Source organism: Pseudomonas sp. PvP009, from assembly GCF_017832995.1.
GTDB lineage: Bacteria > Pseudomonadota > Gammaproteobacteria > Pseudomonadales > Pseudomonadaceae > Aquipseudomonas > Aquipseudomonas syringae.
This window is the reverse complement of record NZ_JAFIBG010000001.1, coordinates 2,263,682-2,283,531: the sequence shown is the minus strand read 5'-3', so window position 1 is coordinate 2,283,531 and position 19,850 is coordinate 2,263,682. Positions and strand designations below refer to the sequence as shown.

Here is a 19,850-nt window from a genome sequence, read left to right as displayed (position 1 = left end):
GGCTTCGGTAGCGGCCTTGGCCGCTCAGAAAATCATTCGACGTCAGGAAGTCACCATGAATACGAAGTCCACTACACCGGCAGAAGATAATTCAGCCCCGCTAGACAACCCTGGCAGTACCCCGTCTCGCATTCGTGAAGGACTTCCCTTTCCTCTCGGTGCAAGCTGGGATGGCCTGGGCGTCAACTTCGCCCTGTTCTCGGCAAACGCCACCAAGGTAGAGCTTTGCCTGTTCGACTCCACTGGCGAAATCGAACTGGAACGCATCGAGCTTCCGGAATACACCGACGAGATTTACCATGGCTACCTGCCGGACGCTCACCCGGGCCAGATCTACGGCTATCGCGTGTACGGTCCGTACGATCCAAAGAATGGTCATCGTTTCAACCATAACAAGCTGCTGATCGACCCGTACGCCAAGCAATTGGTCGGCGAACTGAAATGGTCGGAAGCGCTGTTCGGTTACACCATCGGCCATCCTGACGGCGATCTGAGCTTCGACGAACGCGACAGCGCTCCTTTCGTACCGAAAAGCAAGGTGATCGACGAGGCCTACACATGGGGCCGTGATCAGCGCGTCGGTACGCCTTGGGACAAGACGATTTTCTACGAAACCCACGTACGCGGCATCACCATGCGTCACCCTGAGGTGGCCGAAGAGCTGCGCGGCACGTTCGCCGGTCTCGGATCAGCGCCGGTCGTCGAGCACATTCGCAAGCTGGGTGTGACCTCCGTCGAGCTGCTGCCGATTCATGCCTTCGTCAACGACCAGCATTTGCTGCAAAAGGGCATGACCAACTATTGGGGCTACAACAGCATCGCGTTCTTCGCCCCGGACCCGCGTTACCTGGCGAGTGGCAAGATTGCCGAATTCAAGGAAATGGTTGCGCACCTGCACCACGCCGGCCTCGAGGTCATCCTCGATGTGGTCTACAACCACACCGCCGAAGGCAACGAGCTGGGCCCTACCCTGTCGATGCGCGGTATCGACAACGCTTCGTACTACCGCCTGATGCCGGACGACAAGCGCTACTACATCAACGACTCGGGCACCGGCAACACCCTCGACCTGAGCCACCCTTGCGTATTGCAAATGGTCACCGACTCCCTGCGCTACTGGGCTTCGGAAATGCACGTCGACGGCTTCCGCTTCGACCTGGCGACCATTCTGGGCCGCTACCACGACGGTTTCGACGAGCGCCACAGTTTCCTGGTCGCCTGTCGTCAGGACCCGGTGCTGCGTCAGGTCAAACTGGTCGCCGAGCCATGGGACTGCGGCCCGGGCGGCTATCAGGTGGGCGGTTTCCCACCAGGCTGGATGGAATGGAACGACAAGTTCCGCGACACGGTTCGTGCCTTCTGGAAAGGCGACGAAGCTCAACTGGCTGACTTCGCTGCGCGCATGACCGCGTCCGGCAACATGTTCAACCAGCGCGGCCGTCGTCCACAGGCGTCCGTGAACTTCATCACCGCGCACGATGGTTTTACGCTGCATGACCTGGTGTCGTACAACGACAAGCACAACGAAGCCAACGACGAAAACAACCAGGACGGCAGCAACAATAATCTGTCCTGGAACCACGGCGTTGAAGGTCCGACCGAAGATCCGGAAATCAATACCCTGCGTCTGCGCCAGATGCGCAACTTGTTCGCCACCCTGCTGCTGGCACAAGGTACGCCGATGATTGTGGCGGGCGATGAATTCGCGCGTACTCAGCACGGCAACAACAATGCCTACTGCCAGGACAGCGAGATTGGCTGGATCAACTGGGATCTGGACGAAGATGGCGAAGCGCTGCTCAAGTTCGTCACCCGCGTGATCAAGCTGCGTCAAACCTACCCGATCCTGCGTCGCAGCCGCTTCCTGGTAGGCGACTATAACGAAGAGATCGGCGTCAAGGACGTCACCTGGCTTGCTCCGGATGGCAACGAGATGAGCGTCGAGCAGTGGCACGATGCCAATGGCCGTTGCCTGGGCATGCTGATGGACGGTCGCGCACAGGAAACCGGTATCCGCCGCGCGGGTGCCGACGCCACGCTGCTGCTGGTGGTCAATGCGCATCATGACGGCGTCAACTTCACCCTGCCGGAAGTGCCTGAAGGTACCCATTACGAGTGCCTGATCGACACCAATCAGGATGATGCACGCAGCAAGGAGCACTTCGCGTTCGGATCGCAATACACCGTAACGCCGCGTTCGCTGCTGCTGTTCGAACTGAAGCGTGAAGACCAGCAATGATTGATGCCTTGAGCGAGTTTCTCGACTGGCGCAAGCACGGTTATGCCGATACGCGTGCGCTGGGCGAGTGCTTGCAGGCATTGGTCAACGAAGGTCTGGATCAGCTTCCCCTGCCTGCCCGCGGTCAGACACTTGAGCGCTGGCGGGCGCTGGCCTGCGTTGCAGGCCACGACCTGGGGTTGTGCAAGTTGTACGAGGGGCACACAGACGCCTTGGCGATTATGGCGGAACTGGGTGCCCCGCCCCCCGAACAATTCAGCACCTGGGGCATGTGGGCGGCAGAGCCGCCGCAGGCACGGGTGAATATCAGCGGCGCAGGCGATGCACTTCGCCTGCACGGCCGCAAGGCATGGTGCTCAGGCGCTTCGGCGTTGAGCCATGCATTGATCACGGCATGGGATGCCGAACATCGGCAGCAGCTGGTCGCGGTACGCCTTGACCAGCCCGGCGTACACATGACCGGCGACGGCTGGCGCGCAGTGGGCATGGGTGCTACCGGCAGTATCGACGTGGTCTTCGACAACGCCATCGGTCAGGCGATCGGGAAGCCGGGCGGCTATCTCGACAGACCAGGCTTCTGGCAAGGCGGCATCGGCATTGCGGCCTGCTGGTACGGCGCATCACGCGCCATCGCGCAGCGCCTGCTGGCCCATGTCGGCAAGCGCGAAGAGCCGCACGCCCTTGCGCACCTTGGCGCTGCGGACGTAGCGCTGCATGCCGCAATCGATGTGCTGCGCGCTGCTGCCGCGCACCTCGATCAGGCGCCAGCCGACAATGCCGAGATGCTTGCCAGACGTTGCCGTGCTTATGTCGAACAAGCCGCTGACCTGGTGATTCAGCATGTGGGCCGTGCTGTCGGGGCTGGTCCCTATTGCAAGGACCCGCACTTCGCCCGGCTGATCACCGACCTGCCGGTTTTCCTGCGTCAGAGCCACGCCGAACAGGACCTTGCGGCATTGGGCCAGTTGTCCGGCAAGGCGTTGCCCGCTGCACGCACGTGGTCACTATGAGAGCGTATAGAGCATGAGTGAAGGGTTCGTAGTGAGTGATGACGAGTCCGGCCAGGGTACTTCCCTCGCCGCCTGGAACGCTTCGACCAAGCTGCACGGCCTGCCTGTGATTACCGCTGACTTGCTGGTGCCGACCAATTGCCGAGCCGTGATCATCGCCCCGCACCCGGATGATGAAATACTGGCCTGTGGCGGTCTGATGAGCCAACTGGCGCAACTGGAACGCAACCTGTTACTGATCTCGGTCACCGATGGTACGGCCAGCCATCCGGGCTCCACGCTCTGGCCCGTCGATCGTCTGTGCAAAGTCCGACCTGAGGAAAGTGCCGAAGCCTTGAATCGCCTCGTTATACCTGCCGAGCGCCTTGAGTGGTTGCGCTGCGGCCTTCAGGACGGCGCCGTGGCCGACGCGGAAGATCAACTGGTGGCCTTTCTTGAACAGCATCTGGGCCCTGCCGACGTGGTATTCGCCACCTGGGCAGAAGATGGCCACAGCGACCATGAGGCGGTCGGTAGAGCCAGTGCCAAGGCCTGCAAGACCACCGGAGCACAGTTCCACGAAGTGCCGGTCTGGGCCTGGCACTGGGCTGACCCGGAAGACCAACGCCTGCCATGGGACAGAGCGCGCAAGCTGCTGCTCGATCCGGTCACGCTGGCCCATAAACGCAATGCTGCCCAAGCGTTCACCAGCCAGTTGCAGGGTGATCCGGCCATCGGTCTTTCCCCGGTTTTGCCGGACGCAGTGCTGGAAAGGCTGCTGCAGCCCTTTGAAGTGGTGTTCACATGAGCGTCGAGGACAGTTATTTCAATGAGCTGTTTCTCAACAACGAGGACCCGTGGGCATTCAAGCAACGCTGGTACGAACGGCGTAAGCGCGCCCTGACCCTGGCCGCTCTGCCCCGCGAACGCTACCGCTCGATATTCGAGCCTGGCTGTGCCAACGGTGAACTCAGTGCCGATCTTGCCGGGCGCTGCGATTCGCTGGTGTGCTGCGACACCTCGAATCTGGCTGTGGATCTGGCACGCAAGCGTCTGGCCGGCCTGCCCCATGCCAAAGTGTTGCAGGCGCGTTTGCCGCAGCAATGGCCACAGGGCGAATTTGACCTGATCGTCTTCAGTGAGGTGGGTTATTACCTGGACGCCGACGACCTGCACGGCCTGATCGACCGTGCACTGGCGGCCCTCGCACCAGATGGCCAGTTGCTCGCCTGTCACTGGCGGCCCGATATCGAAGGCTGCCCGCTAAACGCCCAGGCTGTTCACGACATCCTTGCTGCACGCTTGTCCATGCACCGACTTTTCAGTCATCACGAACAGGATTTCCTGCTGGACCTGTGGAGTCGTGATGGAACCTCCGTAGCAGAACAGGAATTCTCCGATGATCGGCATACTGATCCCGGTGCACAATGAAGAGCAGTTACTCGACTTGTGTCTCGAAACGATAAAGCAAGCGGCTGCACACCCCGACCTCAAGGGCGAATGCGTAGAGGTGCTGGTGGTTCTCGACAGCTGCACTGATCGCTCGGCGGAGATCGCGCGTGCCCATGGCGTGATGATTCTCGAAGTGTCGGCGCGCAACGTGGGGCAGGCTCGAGCACAGGGCGCGGAGTTTCTTCTCGACCGGGGTGCACGCTGGCTGGCGTGTACCGATGGCGACAGCACCGTGGCCAATGACTGGCTTGCCGAACAGCTGGCGCTGGATGCCGACGCGGTGTGCGGAACGGTCACGCCCGGCGACTGGAGCAAGGACATCTCGGCGGCCGCGCAAGCCGCTTACCTGCAGCATTACCAGCACCGTGAAGGTCACAGACACATTCATGGTGCCAATCTGGGCGTCAGCTCGATTGCGTACATCAGCGCAGGTGGTTTTCCGGCACTGCCCTGCCACGAAGACGTGCACCTGATTCAGCAGCTGGAGTTGATCGGTGCGCGTATCGCCTGGAGTTGCCGCCCCAAGGTCACAACCAGCACCCGCCTCGACTCGAAAGCCAGGGGCGGGTTTGGTGATTTTCTAAGTTCGCTGAATGCCTGAACGGCGTGCTTACTGATGATGCGCCGTTTGCATGCCTGAACGGTCATCGTCGGCGGAATTGAGCGCCGCACTGAAAAACCGCACCGCTTCGGCACTCAGGTTGCGGTGAATATCCTCGCGGTCCACGCCGTCAGGGTCGTTGCACAGCAACGGCGCACTGGCGCGTTGCTCATCACTGCACGGTGCCATGAAGACAAAATGCCCTGCCCCGGCCAGTAGCTTGTAGTCGGGCGGCTGCGGCAGCTTGCGCGCCAGTGCCTCTGCGTTTCGGTCGATCGCCAGCAACTGATCGTCATCTCCCGCGTACATCAAAACCGGCACGTGCACATCACCCAACGTGTGACGGCCGAACATCAGGCTCAATGGTGCCATCAACATCAACGCGCCAACCCGCGGGTCAGCTTGAGCATGAAGGTCATCACGGTCCGCGACCAGTTCGCCCTGCGTCTTGCAGGCGTCGCGGTCTGTCGGACGTTCGACGCAGTACTGACGCAGACGCTGCAGATCAGGCTGCGCGCCAGCGAGAATCAGCGCGGTTTCGCCACCGGCCGAATAACCGATCACGCCCACTTGCCGGGCATTGAGATAGGGGGCCAGCAAGGGGTCGAGCAAGGCCGTACTGATCGCTTCGGAAATCTGCAGCGGCCGACCGTACAGGTTGCTCAGGCTGCCGAGACGGCTGTGATCGCGATCATTGTCGCCAGGATGGACCACGGCAACCACCACAAACCCCTGCCGCGCCAGCGAAGTGGCCAGGTCATGCAGCGCCAGCGGGGTGCCGGTATTGCCGTGCGACAGCAACAGCAAGGGGAAACGGCCCATTGCGATAGGCGCCTCTTCACCGGCCTCGACGCGATAGCCATGCAGGATGCTCACTTGCTCGGCGGCGGTCGAGGGGTAAAAGGCGATGGCCTCGACCGGCTGGGAATCCAGTGGATCAGGGAAACTCAACGCGTGATAGCCCGCGCTCCAGGACTCGTCCGCCAGAACGTGCACCGAAACAAGGCTATCGAGCAGGAAAACCAGCATCACTGCACAAAGACGTACCATGGCAAGGCCCAACCTTTGCAAATCCGGAACCTCGTCCGGACAATCCATCAAGCGCTTGTGTCGAGCATCATGCTCCAGCGCGCCGTTCCCACCCAGATATGAGTGTTGAAAACAGAAATAGTGCACAAGCCGGGCCATAAACTGCCCGTTGTTTTTTCGCGAGGGCGACTATTTTCGCCAGCCTGACAAGGCATTGCTCGAAAAGGCTAGTCTAGTCCCGAAAGATCGCCATTACCTGTAAGGAAGCTGTCAAGGTTGTCTCCCGTCAACGAGCAGCTTACCGGCAACCCATCGCCGTGCATCAGAAACAAAAAAACTCCACAACCCGGCAGGAACCCCTGCGCAGGTTGTAGAGTTTCGTGTACAGCGCTCTGGATCAGGCCGCGAACAACTCGTTCTGAATGTATTGCTGAGCAGCGCTCATGGCGCTGGCACGCGGCTCTTCGCCATACGCCAGGCCGTGGGCGCGAACGAATTGCAGGTCGGTGATACCGATGAAGGCGAACAGCGTCTTGAGCAGCTCTTCGTGACCGGTGCCCGTGGGTTGCCCGGCGTGCAGCCCGCCCGAGGTGGAAACGATAATGACTTTCTTGCCGCCACACAGGCCTTCAGGGCCCGCTTCGGAATAACGGAACGTGCGACCCGCGATCAGAATCCGGTCAAACCAGGCTTTCAGCTGGGTCGGGATGGTGAAGTTGTACATGGGTGCGCCGATGACCAGCACGTCCGAATCGAGAAACTGCTGCAAGGTGGCTTCGTTGCCTGCCACTTCTTGCTGCTGGGCGGCGTCACGAACGTCTACAGGCGTGCCCGCTGCGGCGAGGCTGGCGGCAGAGAAATGCCCAAGCGCATCGCTGGCCAGATCTCGGTAGGTGACCTGGCTGTCGGCGTGCGCATTCAGGTAGGCGTGGACAACCTCACGGGTCAGCTGACGCGAAGCAGAGTGATCGCCGAGGATGCTGGAGTCGAGGTGCAATAGATTCATAACGTAGCTCCCATAAGAAAATCGCCACAGGGCGATGAAGTGGCGAGCATCCTATCCTTGATCGCAATAGCTGATTAGTGGTCTTGAATGCGACTGTTCGTTCTATTAAGAGAACAATAAAGCGAATCAGGACTCAGGCTGAGCTCTTTGAACGAGGTCTCGAACACATCCAGCAGGCCCCTGACCGCTGGAAGCAGGCCTCGGCGCGAGGCGAACACGGCATGCACGATGCCGCACTTGGGTCGGTGCTCGCTGAACAGCTCGATCAGACGTCCGTCCTGCAACGCTTCCCTGACAATCAGCTCGGGAAGCTGGGCCACACCGACACCCTGCAAGGCGGCCTGCAGCATCATGTCCAGGTCCGAGCTGATGAGCCGCGGCGTATGGCGTATTTCGGCATACTGGCCGGGCTGCGTCTCCAGCAACCAGCGGTGCTCGTGATTCGAGGAAGGCATGTCGAGGCTGGGCAGTGTCGACAGCGCGTCGAGAGAAGGCGTCGCCGATAGCCTGGCCGCCAGGTCCGCGCGCGCCACCAGACGCTGGGCACTGTGCCCGAGTTTCTTGACCACCAGGCCGTCGTCCTCCAGCGGTGGAAAGCGCACACGCAGCGCAATGTCGATGTTCTCGGTCAGCGGGTCGACGCGTCGGTTGGTACTTTCGACCTGGATCTGAACCTTGGGGTGTTCGGCCGCGAAACGGGCGATGGTCTCGTTGAAGCCCATCGCTGCCAACGCCGGAGGACAACTGATCACCACCCTGCCCTGCGGTTCGGATTTGGAACGCAGGATGGCCTCTTCGGCCGCCTCGGCCTCGACCAGCATGGCCACGCAGTGCGCGTAATAGTCACGCCCGCTTTCGGTCACCGCGAAGGTGCGGGTCGAGCGGTGAATCAGGCGCACACCCAGACGCTCCTCAAGCCCGGCAATGCGCCGGCTGAGCTTGGACTTGGGGATCCCCAGCTTGCGACTTGCCGGCGCAAAGCCGAGGCACTCGACCACCTGGACGAAATAAAACAGATCGTTGAGATCAAACACCCGGCCACCTCGTTTTCAGAGCCGGGAGTATGCAGCGCCGTGCCCCGTGCCTCAAGGCCGCGACTGAGGATCGCGCCGGGTCATTCGGCAGTCAGAAATGCCAGCACAGGGCCGGTAAATGCCTCACCCGCCTCGACGCTGGACAGGTGGGCCGCGTGCAGCTCGATGATCTGCGAACCCTGAATCCGTTCGACCATGAAACGCCCGTCCGCCGGGGTTGTTACAGCGTCCTCCGTGCCACAGACCACCAGCACCGGCAGTTCGATGGACGCGATCTGCTCACGGAAATCCGCATCGCGCACAGCCGCGCAATTGGCTGCGTAGCCCTGTGGCGAGGTACGTGCCAGCATGCCGACGACCGTGTCGACCGCAGCGGGCTCGGCGTGCGCGAAGGAAGGCGTGAACCAGCGTGCGATCGAGGCATCGCGCAACGCGACCATGGCCGACTGGCCGTCACGCAGAACGGTTTCGATACGAGGATTCCAGACATCAGGGTTGCCGATTTTGGCGGCCGTATTGCACAGCACGACCTTGTGCAGGCGCTGCGGCGCATTGATTGCCAGCCATTGGCCGATCAGCCCGCCCATGGACAGACCGCAGAAAAAAGCCTTGTCGATGTCCAGCGCATCGAGCAGCGCCAACACATCGCGACCGTTTTGCTCGATGCTGTAACTGCCCTCAGTGACCAGCGATTTGCCATGGCCGCGCGTGTCGTAACGCAATACCTGAAAGTGGCGTGTGAACGCAGGCACCTGGTTGTCCCACATGTGCAGATCAGTGCCCAGGGAATTGGACAACACCAGCACGGGCGCGCCCGCCGGACCTTCGAGCAGGTAGTTCAGTTGACCATCAGCGAGTTGCACGGCAGACATTCGAAACTCCGGAGAAAGGCAAAGCTGCACACTAATCAGTGTCGCAGCAGCATACAATCGGCGGATCGAATATCCGTGCGGCTATCGAACAGCTTACCGTGCGCCGTCAGAACCCAGGGAGCATCCATGCCAAAGAGCCCGCAAAAGACCCTGCACAAGGAAGACATCGCCAGATTCTGTCTCGACCTGCCAGGCGCGCGTGAAGACTACAAGTGGGGCGGCATACGGGTTTTTTCCGTCGCCGAAAAGAAAATGTTCGCGGTCATGGATCTGGTCGGCGAGGACCTTGCGTTCAAGGTCCACCCGGAATTGTTTCTGGGTTACGTGGATCGACCCGGCATACGACCTGCACCCTACCTGGCGCGTGCGCACTGGATCAGCGTGGCCGACCTGAAGACGCTGAGCGCCGATGAGGTGCGCGACCTGCTGACCCGCTCGCACCAGTTGGTGGTCGGCAAGCTGCCGAAACGGCAACAGATTGGTCTCAAGCTATAACGGCAACAGTTGCACAAGCCGCTTGCCCAAAAACAGCCAGTCAATCCACAACGCTTGATGCACCAGCACGATCAGCCAGAATACGACCTGAAACGACACCTTGCGGGTCTTGTGCCGGTACACCTGCTGCGCCAGCAGCGCGCCGGGCCAACCGCCGAGCAGCTCGACGCCATGCAGGACGTTCTCCGGGGTGCGCTGGCCCGCGTTGCCGGCCTGTCGCTTGTCATGCCGGTAAAGCACGAACGCCAGCAGGCTCATGACGATCAAGACCAGCGCCGGGATCGGCGTGACTTGCCTCAGCCACAGCGACACCGTGCCGTAAACCGGTAACGCACAAAGCAGCAACAACACCAGTACCTTCAAGCGCAGTTGCCGGACCGGCGGCCTGCCACCGCTGGCTGGCCGTGACGACTCGCGGTTCGCTGTCATGCCTTGGCCGATGCCCAGTCGATCCAGCCAAACTGCCAGGTCGCCAGAATCAGCAGGCCGAAGGCGATGCGATACCAGGCGAACACCGCATAACTGTGAGTGGCGATGAACTTGAGCAAACCGCGCACTGCGATCATCGCGAAGATGAACGAGGTGATGAAGCCGATGGCAAATACCGCGAAGTCGTCCGGGCGAAACATGTCACGGTACTTGTAGCCCGAATACACCGCTGCACCGACCATGGTGGGCATGGCCAGGAAGAACGAGAATTCGGTCGCCGCCTTGCGGGACAGGCCGAACAGCAGGCCGCCAATGATCGTCGAACCCGAACGCGAGGTTCCGGGGATCATCGCCAGGCACTGTACCAAGCCTATTTTGAGCGCATCGCTCCAGCTCATATCATCGACGGTTTCGGTGCGCACGGTGTGCTCGCGGCGCTCGGCCCAAAGCATGATCACCCCTCCGATGACCAGCGCCGTGGCCACGGTAATGGCATTGAACAGGTAGTGGTGAATGGTATCGGCGAAAATCACGCCCAGCACCACGGCAGGCATGAAGGCGATCAGCAGGTTGAGGGTGAAACGCTGCGCTTGTTGCTGTTTGGGCAAACCCACGACGACGTCGAGGATCTTGCGCCGAAACTCCCAGACTACTGCCAGAATCGCCCCCAACTGAATGATGATGTTGAAGGCCATGGCGCGCTCGCCGCCAAAATCGATCAGGTCGGCGACGATGATCTGATGCCCGGTACTGGAGATCGGCAAGAACTCCGTCAACCCTTCTACAACACCCAATATCAACGCCTGAGCAGCGGTCCAAAGATCCATCATTCCCCCATGAAGCGATGCCGCAGGCTCGCTGTTTAATGTTGTCGTGTAAAAAATGCTTGCCACTATGCCGCCACATGCCTGAACGAAGCTTGAAGAAACTCGCGCAAATGCAAGGCGCGGAATGCTAGCAGACCTGCACGCACAACGCCTGCTGACGTAAGCTCCGGCGCAACACAAGCTGCACGCCGCGCGCAGAAGCGCATACAATCGCCGGCCCCGCCCCTCACCACCCTCACCAAGGAGCCGCCATGTCCGGGCTTGAACTCTTCGCTGCCGCCATCGGCGTTATCGCAGTCTGGCTGACAGTGAAGCAGAATCCCTGGTGCTGGCCAATTGGCCTGGTCATGGTTGTGATTTACATCTGGATATTCTTCGACGTGAAGTTGTATTCGGACATGCTCCTGCAGGTCATCTACGCAGGCCTGCAGGTCTACGGCTGGCTGCAATGGACCCGGCACGGTGACGGCCTGCCGGTCAAAGCCGTAACCACGTTGCAGAACAGTTCGGTGCTCAAGGGGCTGGCGGTCGGCGTACTCATCAGCGTTGCACTGGGTGCCGGCATGGCGCATTTCACCGATGCGGCACAACCCTGGCTGGACGCCGCATTGACCGGGTTCAGTCTGGTGGCGCAGGTCTGGATGGCGCAAAAGCGCGTTCAGTGCTGGCCGCTGTGGATTCTGCTCGATGTGATTTTCGTCGGCCTGTTCATCTACAAGGACCTTTACCTGACGGCTGCGCTGTATGGCCTGTTCACCCTGCTGGCGGTGCAGGGCTGGCGCGAGTGGCGCAACGATCTGGCGCTGGCGCGATGAAAGTTCTGGTCCTCACCGGCCCCGAGTCCAGTGGCAAGAGCTGGCTGTCGGCGGAGATACAGCATAGGTTCGGCGGCCTGCTGGTCGGCGAATATGTGCGGTATTTCATCGATCAGCAGGGCCGCGACACAGATTACCCCGATATCCCGGCCATCGCTCAGGGCCAAATGGCCTGGGAGGACGCCGCGCGCGGCGCAGAGCCAAACTTGCTGATACTCGACACGCACCTGTTGAGCAACATGCTCTGGAGCCGCACGCTGTTCGGCGACTGCCCTGCGTGGATCGAACAGCAACTGCTGAGCCGTTCCTATGACCTGCACCTGCTGCTGTCGCCCGAGGGCGTTGACTGGATCAGCGACGGCCAGCGCTGCCAGCCGCAGCTGGGTGAACGCCAGGCCTTTTTCAACGCCAGCCGGGAATGGCTGGAACACCACCAGCAGGCTTACCGGATAGTGGGCGGTAGCTGGGAGCAGCGCCGCGAGCAGGCGCTGAGCGCTGTCTCGCAGTTGCTGGACGACTCAGCGGATCTGGTGCTTGTGTAACAGCCGATAAAACGTCGGTCGCGAAATACCCAGCACTCTGGCCGCCACACTCAGATTGTCACTGTGGCGCGTCAACACATCGCACAACGCCTGGCGCTCGGCCCGGGACTTGTAATCCTCCAGCGTGCCCATGTTGCCAACACTGTCCTCTTCGCCCAGCAGGCCCAGATTTGCCGCTTCTATCTGCCTGCCTTCGGCCAGCACCAGCCCGCGCCGAACGCGACCGGCCAGCTCGCGCACATTGCCCGGCCAATCGTGCTTGCCCAGCGCCACCAGCGCATCCTGACTGAAACTGCGCGCCCGCCTGCCGGTTTCCTGACTGTACACATGGGCGAAATGGTTAGCCAGCAACGCCAGATCGCCATGGCGCTCGCGCAGCGGCGCTACACCGACCTGCAGCACATTGAGTTGGTAATAAAGGTCCTCACGAAAGCGCTTTTTGCGCACGGCCGTTTCAAGATCCTCGCGAGTGGCGGCCAGCACCCGCACATCCACTGCAATCGGCTCGCCGCCGTCCGCGCGCTCGATCTGCCGGTCTTCGAGAAAGCGCAGCAGGCTCGCCTGGGTATCCAGCGGAAGCTCACCGACCTCGTCGAGCAACAGCGTGCCGCCGTCTGCGGCTTCAAGCAGTCCGACCCTACGTGCCTGAGCATCGTCAAACCCGCCGTCCTCATGACCGAACAGCACGGTGTGGATCGACTGCCCGTCAGGCGCTGCGCAATCAACCACGATAAAGGGTTTGTCACGTCGCAAGGACTGAGCATGCAGACTGCGGGCGATCAGTTCCTTGCCCGTGCCCCGCTCGCCCCTGATCAGTACCGGCGAATCGGTGGGCGCCAGTTTGCTCAGCAGCCTGCGCAGTTCACGGACAGGCCGACTGTCGCCGAGCAACTCGGGGTCCGCGCTGCATTGCGATGGCGAGCCCTGCACTGGCGGCGGCCCGGCCGTAAACGCTCTGTCCAGCGAGGCGTGCAGCCGACCGGCATCGAAAGGCAGCGTATGAAAGTCGAAAAACCAGCGGCAGACGAAATCGCCGATTTTCTCGCGGCGCAAATCACTGGCTGACAGCACTGCAATCCAGCGCACCGGGCTGTTAACGAACAGCGCCTCAAGCCTGGGCAAGTGTTCAAAATGATCGGACGTCAGGTGAATCAGGCCTACATCACAATCAGAAATGATTGCCGAACCCGATGGGCTTTCCTGCACCGTCCAGCCGGCTTCGATCAGAACAGGGATCAATGGATGACAGTCGTCACCGCCATCGAGCATTAACAGACGTCGTGTTGGGGCCGATCCATGCATGAAGTTTCCTTGGCGCCCGGCGTATGGAGGGATTTTGAAAAGCTTTTTATAAACAGTCTGTTGGCGAGCCCAATCATCACCCTAGCAAATATTTGACGCGGCGTTGTACCGTTTGGGTCTAACGCTCATAACCTGAAGTCATTAACGCGCTACATGCCCGACCCTTTTTGCCCGGGACATCCATGCGCGCGCCCGTCGAAAATAATTCGCAACTATTTTCATTGAACAGTGTGACTCATGCCCCCTTGTCGTTCATCAACACAAGTAACCAGCCGGACGGTTAGCCCGCCGCCGTGACTGAATTGATATGGGCACTTGAGGAAACGACCATGAACGCCCCACTGCGCTTCAACGATGCACTTCTGATCGCTGGACACGCTTTTGAACCCTTCCAGTGTGTTGCCTGGGCACCACAGGACGGTAACGGCGAACTGAGCCTGACGGTGATCGACCGCACCAGCAACCGTATCGGTCGCAAGCAGATCCCGAGCAGCACCTATTCCGACAAGCGCCAGCTGGCCAGCGCTCTGGAACAGGCCCGTGCAGAAATCAGCAACGAAGGCTACGACCTTGAGCCGTGGACCATGCCGGCTTGATGGCTGACTGAGCCGGCTCCCCGCTTGGCGTAATGGAAAACCTGTGGGATCGCCGCACTCGCAGCGCCCACAGGAATTTGTTCTCAGTGCCATGCTCTGCGCGCGCCAACCCCGCAGAGCATCGGCAAGAGAGCACAGGGCCTGACGGGTTCCCCACCCTCAGACCCGCTTCAACTCATCAATGTGCCGGTACTCGGCCCCCAGACTCGATGCCAGTTCCCGCGCCCTTCCCAGGCGAATCGGGCCTTTCTCGATATCGATCAGCAAACTGGCGCAGTCGAACGCAGGCAGTGCCGGTAACGACTTGATCCGACCATCGGTCAGCACCAAAACCCGCTGCTGTTCGGCCGGATAGCGTTTTTGCCGTTGCGCCAGCCATTCAGCCGCCTGTTGCAGCGCTTCCGGCAACGGCGTACCACCACCAGCCCCCAATGCATCCAGCCAAGGTGTCAACGCCGATGAGGCTTTCAGCCCCTGATGTTGCCAGCGTGGCGCAGTGCCGCTGGCGGTCAGCAAGGCCAGCCGAGCCCGGCGTCGATAGGCATCGTCGAACATCTGCGACAGCAGGCCCTTGGCCTGACTCAACGCCTGATGGCGGCGGGTAGACGCCGAAGCATCGACAATCACCAGCAATAACTCGCTGGGCCGGCTGCTACGCGGCTGACGCACCAGGTCCTTGTGGCTCTTCGGCTGACCGCGCAAAAAGGTCGGCAACCATTGCACCGGTCCATCAGCCCCGACACGCACAGCGCCCTGCCTGCCGCTGGCCAGTCGGCCGGGACGGGGAATGGCATCCGCCCCCTGTATGGCGCGGGGACGGATGCCTAGGGCTTTTTTGGCCAGCTCGGCACTTCGCGGCGTGATCCGGTCGTGACTGCCTGGGCGGGCAACTCACCCCAACTGCCCTGCCCGCTTTCAGGCTCGGCCTGTTTGCTGGACGATCCTGGTGGCGGCGGTGCCTCGGAATTCTGCGGCGGTGGCGAGGGCTCGCGGCGCCGGTGACGCAAGGCAAATTCGGCAACGGCCTCGATGTCCTGCTCTTCAATGTGCCCCGCACCCCGCCACGCCGCATGAGCACGCGCAGCCCGCAGCCAGACCAGATCGGCGCGCATGCCGTCGACGCCTGCGGCAAAGCAGCGCTCGGTGATCATTGCCAGGGACTGGTCATCCAGCTCGATGCCCGACAACAACTGACGTGCCTGTTCACAACGCCGCTTCAAGGCATCCTGCTGCGTTTGCCAGTGCTGGCAGAAGCTCTGCGGATCGCTGTCGAAATCCAGACGGCGACGGATGATCTGACTGCGCTCGGCAGGCAGCGTATGGCCGCTCAGGGCCACATTGAGGCCAAAGCGATCCAGCAACTGCGGGCGCAATTCGCCCTCTTCGGGGTTCATGGTGCCGATCAGCACGAAACGCGCAGCATGACGATGGGAGATACCGTCGCGCTCGACCAGGTTGACGCCGCTGGCCGCGACGTCCAGCAGCAGATCGACCAGATGGTCGGCAAGCAGGTTGACCTCATCGACATACAGCACGCCACCGTCGGCCTTGGCCAGCACACCTGGAGAGAAGCGCGCGCGGCCTTCGCTCAGCGCGGCGTCGAGATCCAGCGTGCCGACCAGACGCTCTTCGGTAGCACCCAGCGGCAAGGTGACGAACTGACCGCTGGCCAGCACATCGGCCAGCCCGCGGGCCAGCGTCGATTTGGCCATGCCCCGCGGCCCTTCGATCAACACGCCGCCGATGCGCGGGTCGATGGCAGTCAGGCATAACGCCAGTTTCAGGTCATCAGCACCAACCACAGCGGCCAGCGGAAAATGCGGAGTTTCACTCATCGTTGAATCAGACACGGTCATCAGTTCTCTTCTATGTCCAGGAGCAGGTCTTCCAGCGCCTGCTGATACTCGCCAGGCTCCTGCCAGAGGCCGCGCTGCTGGGCTTCGAGCATGCGCTCGGTCATGTCGCGCAGCGCATCGGGGTTGTGCTGGGCGATGAAATCGCGAGTCGCCGGGTCCAGCAGATAGGCGTCGGCGAGCAGCGCGTACTGGTGATCATCGATCAGCTCGGTGGTCGCGTCGAACGCGAACAGGAAATCCACGGTCGCGGCCATCTCGAAAGCACCTTTGTAACCATGGCGCTTGGCCCCTTCGATCCATTTCGGATTCGCTGCGCGCGAGCGTATCACCCGGTTCAGCTCTTCCTTGAGGGTGCGGATTTTCGGCAGGTCTGGTTGGCTGTGATCGCCATGGTAACTGGCGGTCTTCTGCCCGCTGAGGGTTTCAGAAGCGGCGAGCATGCCGCCCTGAAACTGGTAGTAGTCATTTGAGTCGAGCAGGTCGTGCTCGCGATTGTCCTGATTCTGCAGCACCGCCTGCACCTGAGAAAGCCGCTGGGCAAAGCGCTGGCGCGCGGGCGTACCTTCATCGGCAGCGCCATAGGCGTACCCCCCCCAATTGAGGTAAACCTCGGCAAGGTCGTCGCGGCTCTGCCACAGACGGCCATCGATCGCGCCCTGCACGCCAGCGCCGTAGGCACCGGGTTTGGCACCAAATATTCGCCAACCAGCCTGACGCGCCGCCTCGTCTTCATTCAGGCCTTCTGCGATGAAGCCTTGCCGTTCTTCACGGACCCTGGCCGCCAGCGGGTTCATGTCGTCGGGCTCGTCAAGCGCCGCGACGGCCTGCACCGCAGCGTCGAACAGCTTGATAAGGTTGGCGAAAGCGTCGCGGAAGAAACCGGAGACTCGCAGTGTCACGTCCACTCGCGGGCGGTCGAGCAGGCTGATCGGCAGAATCTCGAAGTCATCGACCCGCTGACTGCCAGTCGCCCACACCGGACGCACGCCCATCAGCGCCATGGCCTGGGCGATGTCGTCACCGCCGGTACGCATGGTCGCCGTGCCCCACACCGACAGGCCCAACTGGCGCAGGTGATCGCCATGGTCCTGCAGGTGTCGTTCCAGCAACAGGTTGGCGGACTGGAAGCCGATTCGCCAGGCCGTGGTGGTCGGCAGGTTGCGCACATCCACGGTAAAAAAGTTGCGGCCAGTGGGCAGCACATCCAGGCGCCCCCGGCTCGGCGCGCCGCTGGGGCCTGCCGGCACGAAACGACCACTCAGCGCGTCAAGCATGCCCTGCATTTCGCCGGGGCCGCAGGCATCCAGACGCGGCGCGACGACGTCACGCAGGCTGTCGAGAATCTGGGCGAGATCATCGTGCGCCGGCAAGTCGGTCAACGCTTCGCCCTGCGTGACGCGTTCGATAAGGATGGCGGCGTAAAGCTCCAGCCGCTCGCGCGCGTCGCCCGCACTGCGCCAAGGGTCGCTGCTCAAGGCCTGCAACGCAGCAGGGCGCGGGCCATTCCAGGGTTCGGCCAGCTCGCAGTTAAGCGGATCGAAGTCCAGCTCGAACGCCTTGCTCAACGCGCGCAACAGACTGGACTGCGCGCCACGCCCGTCACCACGCGGAATACGCAGCAGCGCCAGCAAAGTGTCGATGCGCAGACGGCCTTGTGGCGACTTACCGAAGATATGCAGGCCATCGCGAATCTGCGATTCCTTCAGATCACACAGGTAAGTGTCCAGACGTGGCAGCCAGAGCGCCGCGTCGGCATCGCTGTCGAGGTTCTCGCCCAGCGCCAGTTCGCGGTCGATATGGGTTTCACGGACCAGTTCGAGAATGTCACGCTGCAGCTCGCGCGCGCGGCGCGGATCGAGCATTTGCGCTTCGTAGAATTCGTCGGCGAGCAGCTCCAGATTGCGCAACGGGCCGTAGGTCTCCGCGCGGGTCAGCGGCGGCATCAAGTGATCGATGATGACCGCCTGAGTGCGCCGTTTGGCCTGTGCGCCCTCGCCCGGGTCGTTGACGATGAACGGATAGATGTTCGGCATGGCGCCCAGCACCGCGTCCGGCCAGCAGGTTCGCGACAACCCCACGCCTTTGCCCGGCAGCCACTCGAGGTTGCCGTGCTTGCCGACATGCACCACCGCATGCGCGCCGTAGGCCTTGCGCAGCCAGAAGTAGAACGCCAGGTAGCCATGGGGTGGAACCAGATCCGGGTCGTGATACACCGCGCTCGGGTCGACCTGATAACCCCGTGCCGGTTGAATGCCGATGAACGTGAGGCCAAAGCGCAGTCCGGCGATCATCATCCGGCCGCTGCGAAACATCGGATCGGTGTCCGGCGTGCCCCAACGGGCGTTCACCGCATCGCGATTTTCCTGCGGCAGTTCGTTGAACGCCGCCAGGTATTCCTCCAGCGCCATGCTCTGGTGACACGGGCGCTGGTCGATACTGTCCAGATCATTGGTCACGCCGCCCAGCAGTTGCTGGATCAGTTCGGTGCCAGTGTCCGGCAACGGCGCCAGCGGATAGCCCTCGGCCTGCATGGCGCGCAGGATATTCAGCGCCGCAGCAGGCGTATCGAGCCCCACACCATTGCCGATCCGCCCGTCGCGAGTCGGGTAGTTGGCGAGGATCAGCGCCACACGCTTTTCGCCATTGGGCAGGCGCGCAAGCTCGATCCAGCGCCGCGCCAGTTCTGCGACGAAATCCATCCGGTCCGGCTGGGCACGGTAGCAGACCACGTCCGACTGGCTGCGCTCACTGCGCCAGGCCAGGTCCTTGAAGCTGATCGGCCGGCTGATGATCCGTCCGTCCAGCTCCGGCAAGGCAATGTGCATCGCCAGATCACGAGCGCCAAGGCCCTGTTCGCTGGCCTGCCAGGCAGGCTCGTTGTCCTGCGCGCAGATGGCCTGAATGACCGGTACGTTGCGCCGGAACGGACGCAGATGCGGCGCTTCCGGACTCGACTGTGCAAAACCGGTGGTATTGAGGATCAGCTCGGTTTCAGCCTCATCCAGCCAGTCCTCCACCTGGGTGAAACAGCCGGGTTCCTTGAGGCTGGCCACGGCAATGGGCAGCGGGTTGATGCCTTGCGCCTGTAAGCGCACACAGAACTCGTCGATGAAACCGGTATTGGCGGCCTGCAGGTGCGAGCGGTAGAACAGCAGCGCGACTACCGGCTGCTCGACGAGCCAGTCTGCCTGCCAATCGGCAAGCTGCGCGCTTGCCAACCGTGGATGGTAGATGGCCGTGCGCGGCAAGGGCGCGGGCTCGACCCAGGAATAATCGCGGTCCAACCAGCGACTGGCCATGCAGTTGTACAACTGCAGCGCGTTCTGCAGGCCGCCCTGACGCAGAAACTGCCAGAGTCGGTCGCGTTCTACGCCAGGCACGGTGCTCAGATCACTCAGCTCTGGATCAGGGCGATCATCACCGGGCACCAGAATGACTTGAACGCCGCGCGCCGCGAGCTCCATCAGCCGCTCGACGCCGTAGCGCCAGTAGCCAATACCGCCGTGCAGAGAAATCAGAATGACCTTTGCGTGACGCAGCACTTCATCGACGTACAGGTCGACAGAGGCGTGATTCTGGACCTGCATCGGGTTGGCCAGACGCAGGCTGGGGTAGTCTTCGGGGAGCTGCCGGGCGGCCTCGGCCAGCAGCGCCAGGCTGGAGTCGCCGCTGCAGAGAATCACCAGCTCGGCCGGGGTCTGGCCCAGATCGGCAATATTGTCGTCAGGTACGAAACCGCCGGGCTGGGTTCTCAGTAAATGCATGG

Annotated in this window: 19 protein-coding genes; 9 read left to right on the top strand and 10 right to left on the bottom strand. The window is 61.8% G+C overall.

Annotation, left to right across the window (positions count from 1 at the left end; translation table 11 throughout):
• Positions 1 to 55: 55 nt before the first annotated feature.
• The 5 genes from glgX to JOE29_RS10135 are packed head-to-tail and all read left to right on the top strand — an operon-like array spanning position 56 to position 5,281.
• Positions 56 to 2,239: a glycogen debranching protein GlgX gene (gene glgX, locus JOE29_RS10155; RefSeq protein WP_004417444.1), complete on the top strand. Its 2,184-nt coding sequence runs from the start codon at positions 56 to 58 to the stop codon at positions 2,237 to 2,239.
• On the top strand, positions 2,236 to 3,249 hold the full coding sequence (locus JOE29_RS10150) for an acyl-CoA dehydrogenase family protein (protein WP_044312998.1): 1,014 nt from the start codon (positions 2,236 to 2,238) through the stop codon (positions 3,247 to 3,249). Before glgX ends, JOE29_RS10150 begins: the two co-directional genes overlap by 4 nt.
• A gap of 13 nt (positions 3,250 to 3,262) precedes the next feature.
• A complete protein-coding gene (locus JOE29_RS10145; RefSeq protein ID WP_198713584.1) occupies positions 3,263 to 4,036 on the top strand; it encodes a PIG-L family deacetylase in 774 nt (257 codons plus the stop codon).
• Positions 4,033 to 4,659 carry an SAM-dependent methyltransferase gene (locus JOE29_RS10140; RefSeq protein ID WP_122219913.1) on the top strand — a complete coding sequence of 209 codons (627 nt, stop codon included), beginning with the start codon at positions 4,033 to 4,035 and terminating at the stop codon, positions 4,657 to 4,659. Before JOE29_RS10145 ends, JOE29_RS10140 begins: the two co-directional genes overlap by 4 nt.
• Positions 4,628 to 5,281, top strand: a complete 654-nt coding sequence (locus tag JOE29_RS10135; protein WP_058446485.1) for a glycosyltransferase family A protein — start codon at positions 4,628 to 4,630, stop codon at positions 5,279 to 5,281. Before JOE29_RS10140 ends, JOE29_RS10135 begins: the two co-directional genes overlap by 32 nt.
• 9 nt (positions 5,282 to 5,290) lie before the next feature.
• Here JOE29_RS10135 and JOE29_RS10130 read toward each other — a convergent pair whose 3' ends face one another.
• From JOE29_RS10130 to pcaD, 4 genes are all read right to left on the bottom strand, one after another.
• A complete protein-coding gene (locus tag JOE29_RS10130; RefSeq protein ID WP_096113431.1) occupies positions 5,291 to 6,331 on the bottom strand; it encodes a dienelactone hydrolase in 1,041 nt (346 codons plus the stop codon).
• Positions 6,332 to 6,707: 376 nt separating this feature from the next.
• Positions 6,708 to 7,316, bottom strand: a complete 609-nt coding sequence (locus JOE29_RS10125) for an FMN-dependent NADH-azoreductase (RefSeq protein ID WP_017278542.1) — start codon at positions 7,314 to 7,316, stop codon at positions 6,708 to 6,710.
• Positions 7,317 to 7,390: 74 nt separating this feature from the next.
• Positions 7,391 to 8,350: a LysR substrate-binding domain-containing protein gene (locus tag JOE29_RS10120; protein ID WP_010409175.1), complete on the bottom strand. Its 960-nt coding sequence runs from the start codon at positions 8,348 to 8,350 to the stop codon at positions 7,391 to 7,393.
• 80 nt (positions 8,351 to 8,430) lie between these two features.
• Positions 8,431 to 9,222, bottom strand: coding sequence for a 3-oxoadipate enol-lactonase (gene pcaD / locus JOE29_RS10115; RefSeq protein ID WP_024650378.1), 792 nt, complete (start codon positions 9,220 to 9,222; stop codon positions 8,431 to 8,433).
• Positions 9,223 to 9,348: 126 nt separating this feature from the next.
• Between pcaD and JOE29_RS10110 the strand changes: the two genes are divergently transcribed.
• Positions 9,349 to 9,717 (top strand): MmcQ/YjbR family DNA-binding protein, encoded by a 369-nt coding sequence (locus JOE29_RS10110; protein ID WP_003342070.1) that lies wholly within the window; start codon positions 9,349 to 9,351, stop codon positions 9,715 to 9,717.
• Here JOE29_RS10110 and JOE29_RS10105 read toward each other — a convergent pair.
• Together JOE29_RS10105 and JOE29_RS10100 are read right to left on the bottom strand one after the other, a co-directional pair.
• Positions 9,712 to 10,146: a DUF1294 domain-containing protein gene (locus tag JOE29_RS10105; RefSeq protein WP_210079458.1), complete on the bottom strand. Its 435-nt coding sequence runs from the start codon at positions 10,144 to 10,146 to the stop codon at positions 9,712 to 9,714. The two genes, JOE29_RS10110 and JOE29_RS10105, sit on opposite strands and share 6 nt — an antisense overlap.
• The gene (locus JOE29_RS10100; RefSeq protein WP_003394753.1) at positions 10,143 to 10,973 is read right to left on the bottom strand and encodes an undecaprenyl-diphosphate phosphatase; all 831 of its coding nucleotides are present in this window, start codon (positions 10,971 to 10,973) and stop codon (positions 10,143 to 10,145) included. The genes JOE29_RS10105 and JOE29_RS10100 overlap by 4 nt, the downstream gene beginning before the upstream one ends.
• 251 nt (positions 10,974 to 11,224) lie before the next feature.
• Here JOE29_RS10100 and pnuC point away from each other — a divergent pair, with 251 nt between their 5' ends.
• On the top strand, positions 11,225 to 11,788 hold the full coding sequence (pnuC, locus tag JOE29_RS10095; protein ID WP_003315346.1) for a nicotinamide riboside transporter PnuC: 564 nt from the start codon (positions 11,225 to 11,227) through the stop codon (positions 11,786 to 11,788).
• A complete protein-coding gene (locus JOE29_RS10090; protein ID WP_057406944.1) occupies positions 11,785 to 12,330 on the top strand; it encodes an AAA family ATPase in 546 nt (181 codons plus the stop codon). The genes pnuC and JOE29_RS10090 overlap by 4 nt, the downstream gene beginning before the upstream one ends.
• On the opposite strand, the gene JOE29_RS10085 is transcribed toward JOE29_RS10090, so the two are convergent.
• Positions 12,307 to 13,632, bottom strand: coding sequence for a sigma-54 dependent transcriptional regulator (locus JOE29_RS10085; protein WP_057406945.1), 1,326 nt, complete (start codon positions 13,630 to 13,632; stop codon positions 12,307 to 12,309). The genes JOE29_RS10090 and JOE29_RS10085 overlap by 24 nt on opposite strands.
• A 329-nt stretch (positions 13,633 to 13,961) precedes the next feature.
• On the opposite strand from JOE29_RS10085, the gene JOE29_RS10080 reads away from it, so the two are divergent.
• Positions 13,962 to 14,228 carry a hypothetical protein gene (locus tag JOE29_RS10080; protein WP_003315350.1) on the top strand — a complete coding sequence of 89 codons (267 nt, stop codon included), beginning with the start codon at positions 13,962 to 13,964 and terminating at the stop codon, positions 14,226 to 14,228.
• A gap of 159 nt (positions 14,229 to 14,387) precedes the next feature.
• On the opposite strand, the gene JOE29_RS10075 is transcribed toward JOE29_RS10080, so the two are convergent.
• From JOE29_RS10075 to cobN, 3 genes are read right to left on the bottom strand one after another with little or no spacing between them, the layout of a single operon-like run.
• The gene (locus JOE29_RS10075) at positions 14,388 to 14,999 is read right to left on the bottom strand and encodes a VWA domain-containing protein (protein WP_026175243.1); all 612 of its coding nucleotides are present in this window, start codon (positions 14,997 to 14,999) and stop codon (positions 14,388 to 14,390) included.
• Positions 15,000 to 15,052: 53 nt separating this feature from the next.
• Positions 15,053 to 16,084 (bottom strand): AAA family ATPase, encoded by a 1,032-nt coding sequence (locus tag JOE29_RS10070; protein ID WP_210079457.1) that lies wholly within the window; start codon positions 16,082 to 16,084, stop codon positions 15,053 to 15,055.
• Positions 16,084 to 19,848 (bottom strand): cobaltochelatase subunit CobN, encoded by a 3,765-nt coding sequence (cobN, locus tag JOE29_RS10065; protein WP_210079456.1) that lies wholly within the window; start codon positions 19,846 to 19,848, stop codon positions 16,084 to 16,086. The genes JOE29_RS10070 and cobN overlap by 1 nt, the downstream gene beginning before the upstream one ends.
• Between the last annotated feature and the right edge of the window lie 2 nt (positions 19,849 to 19,850).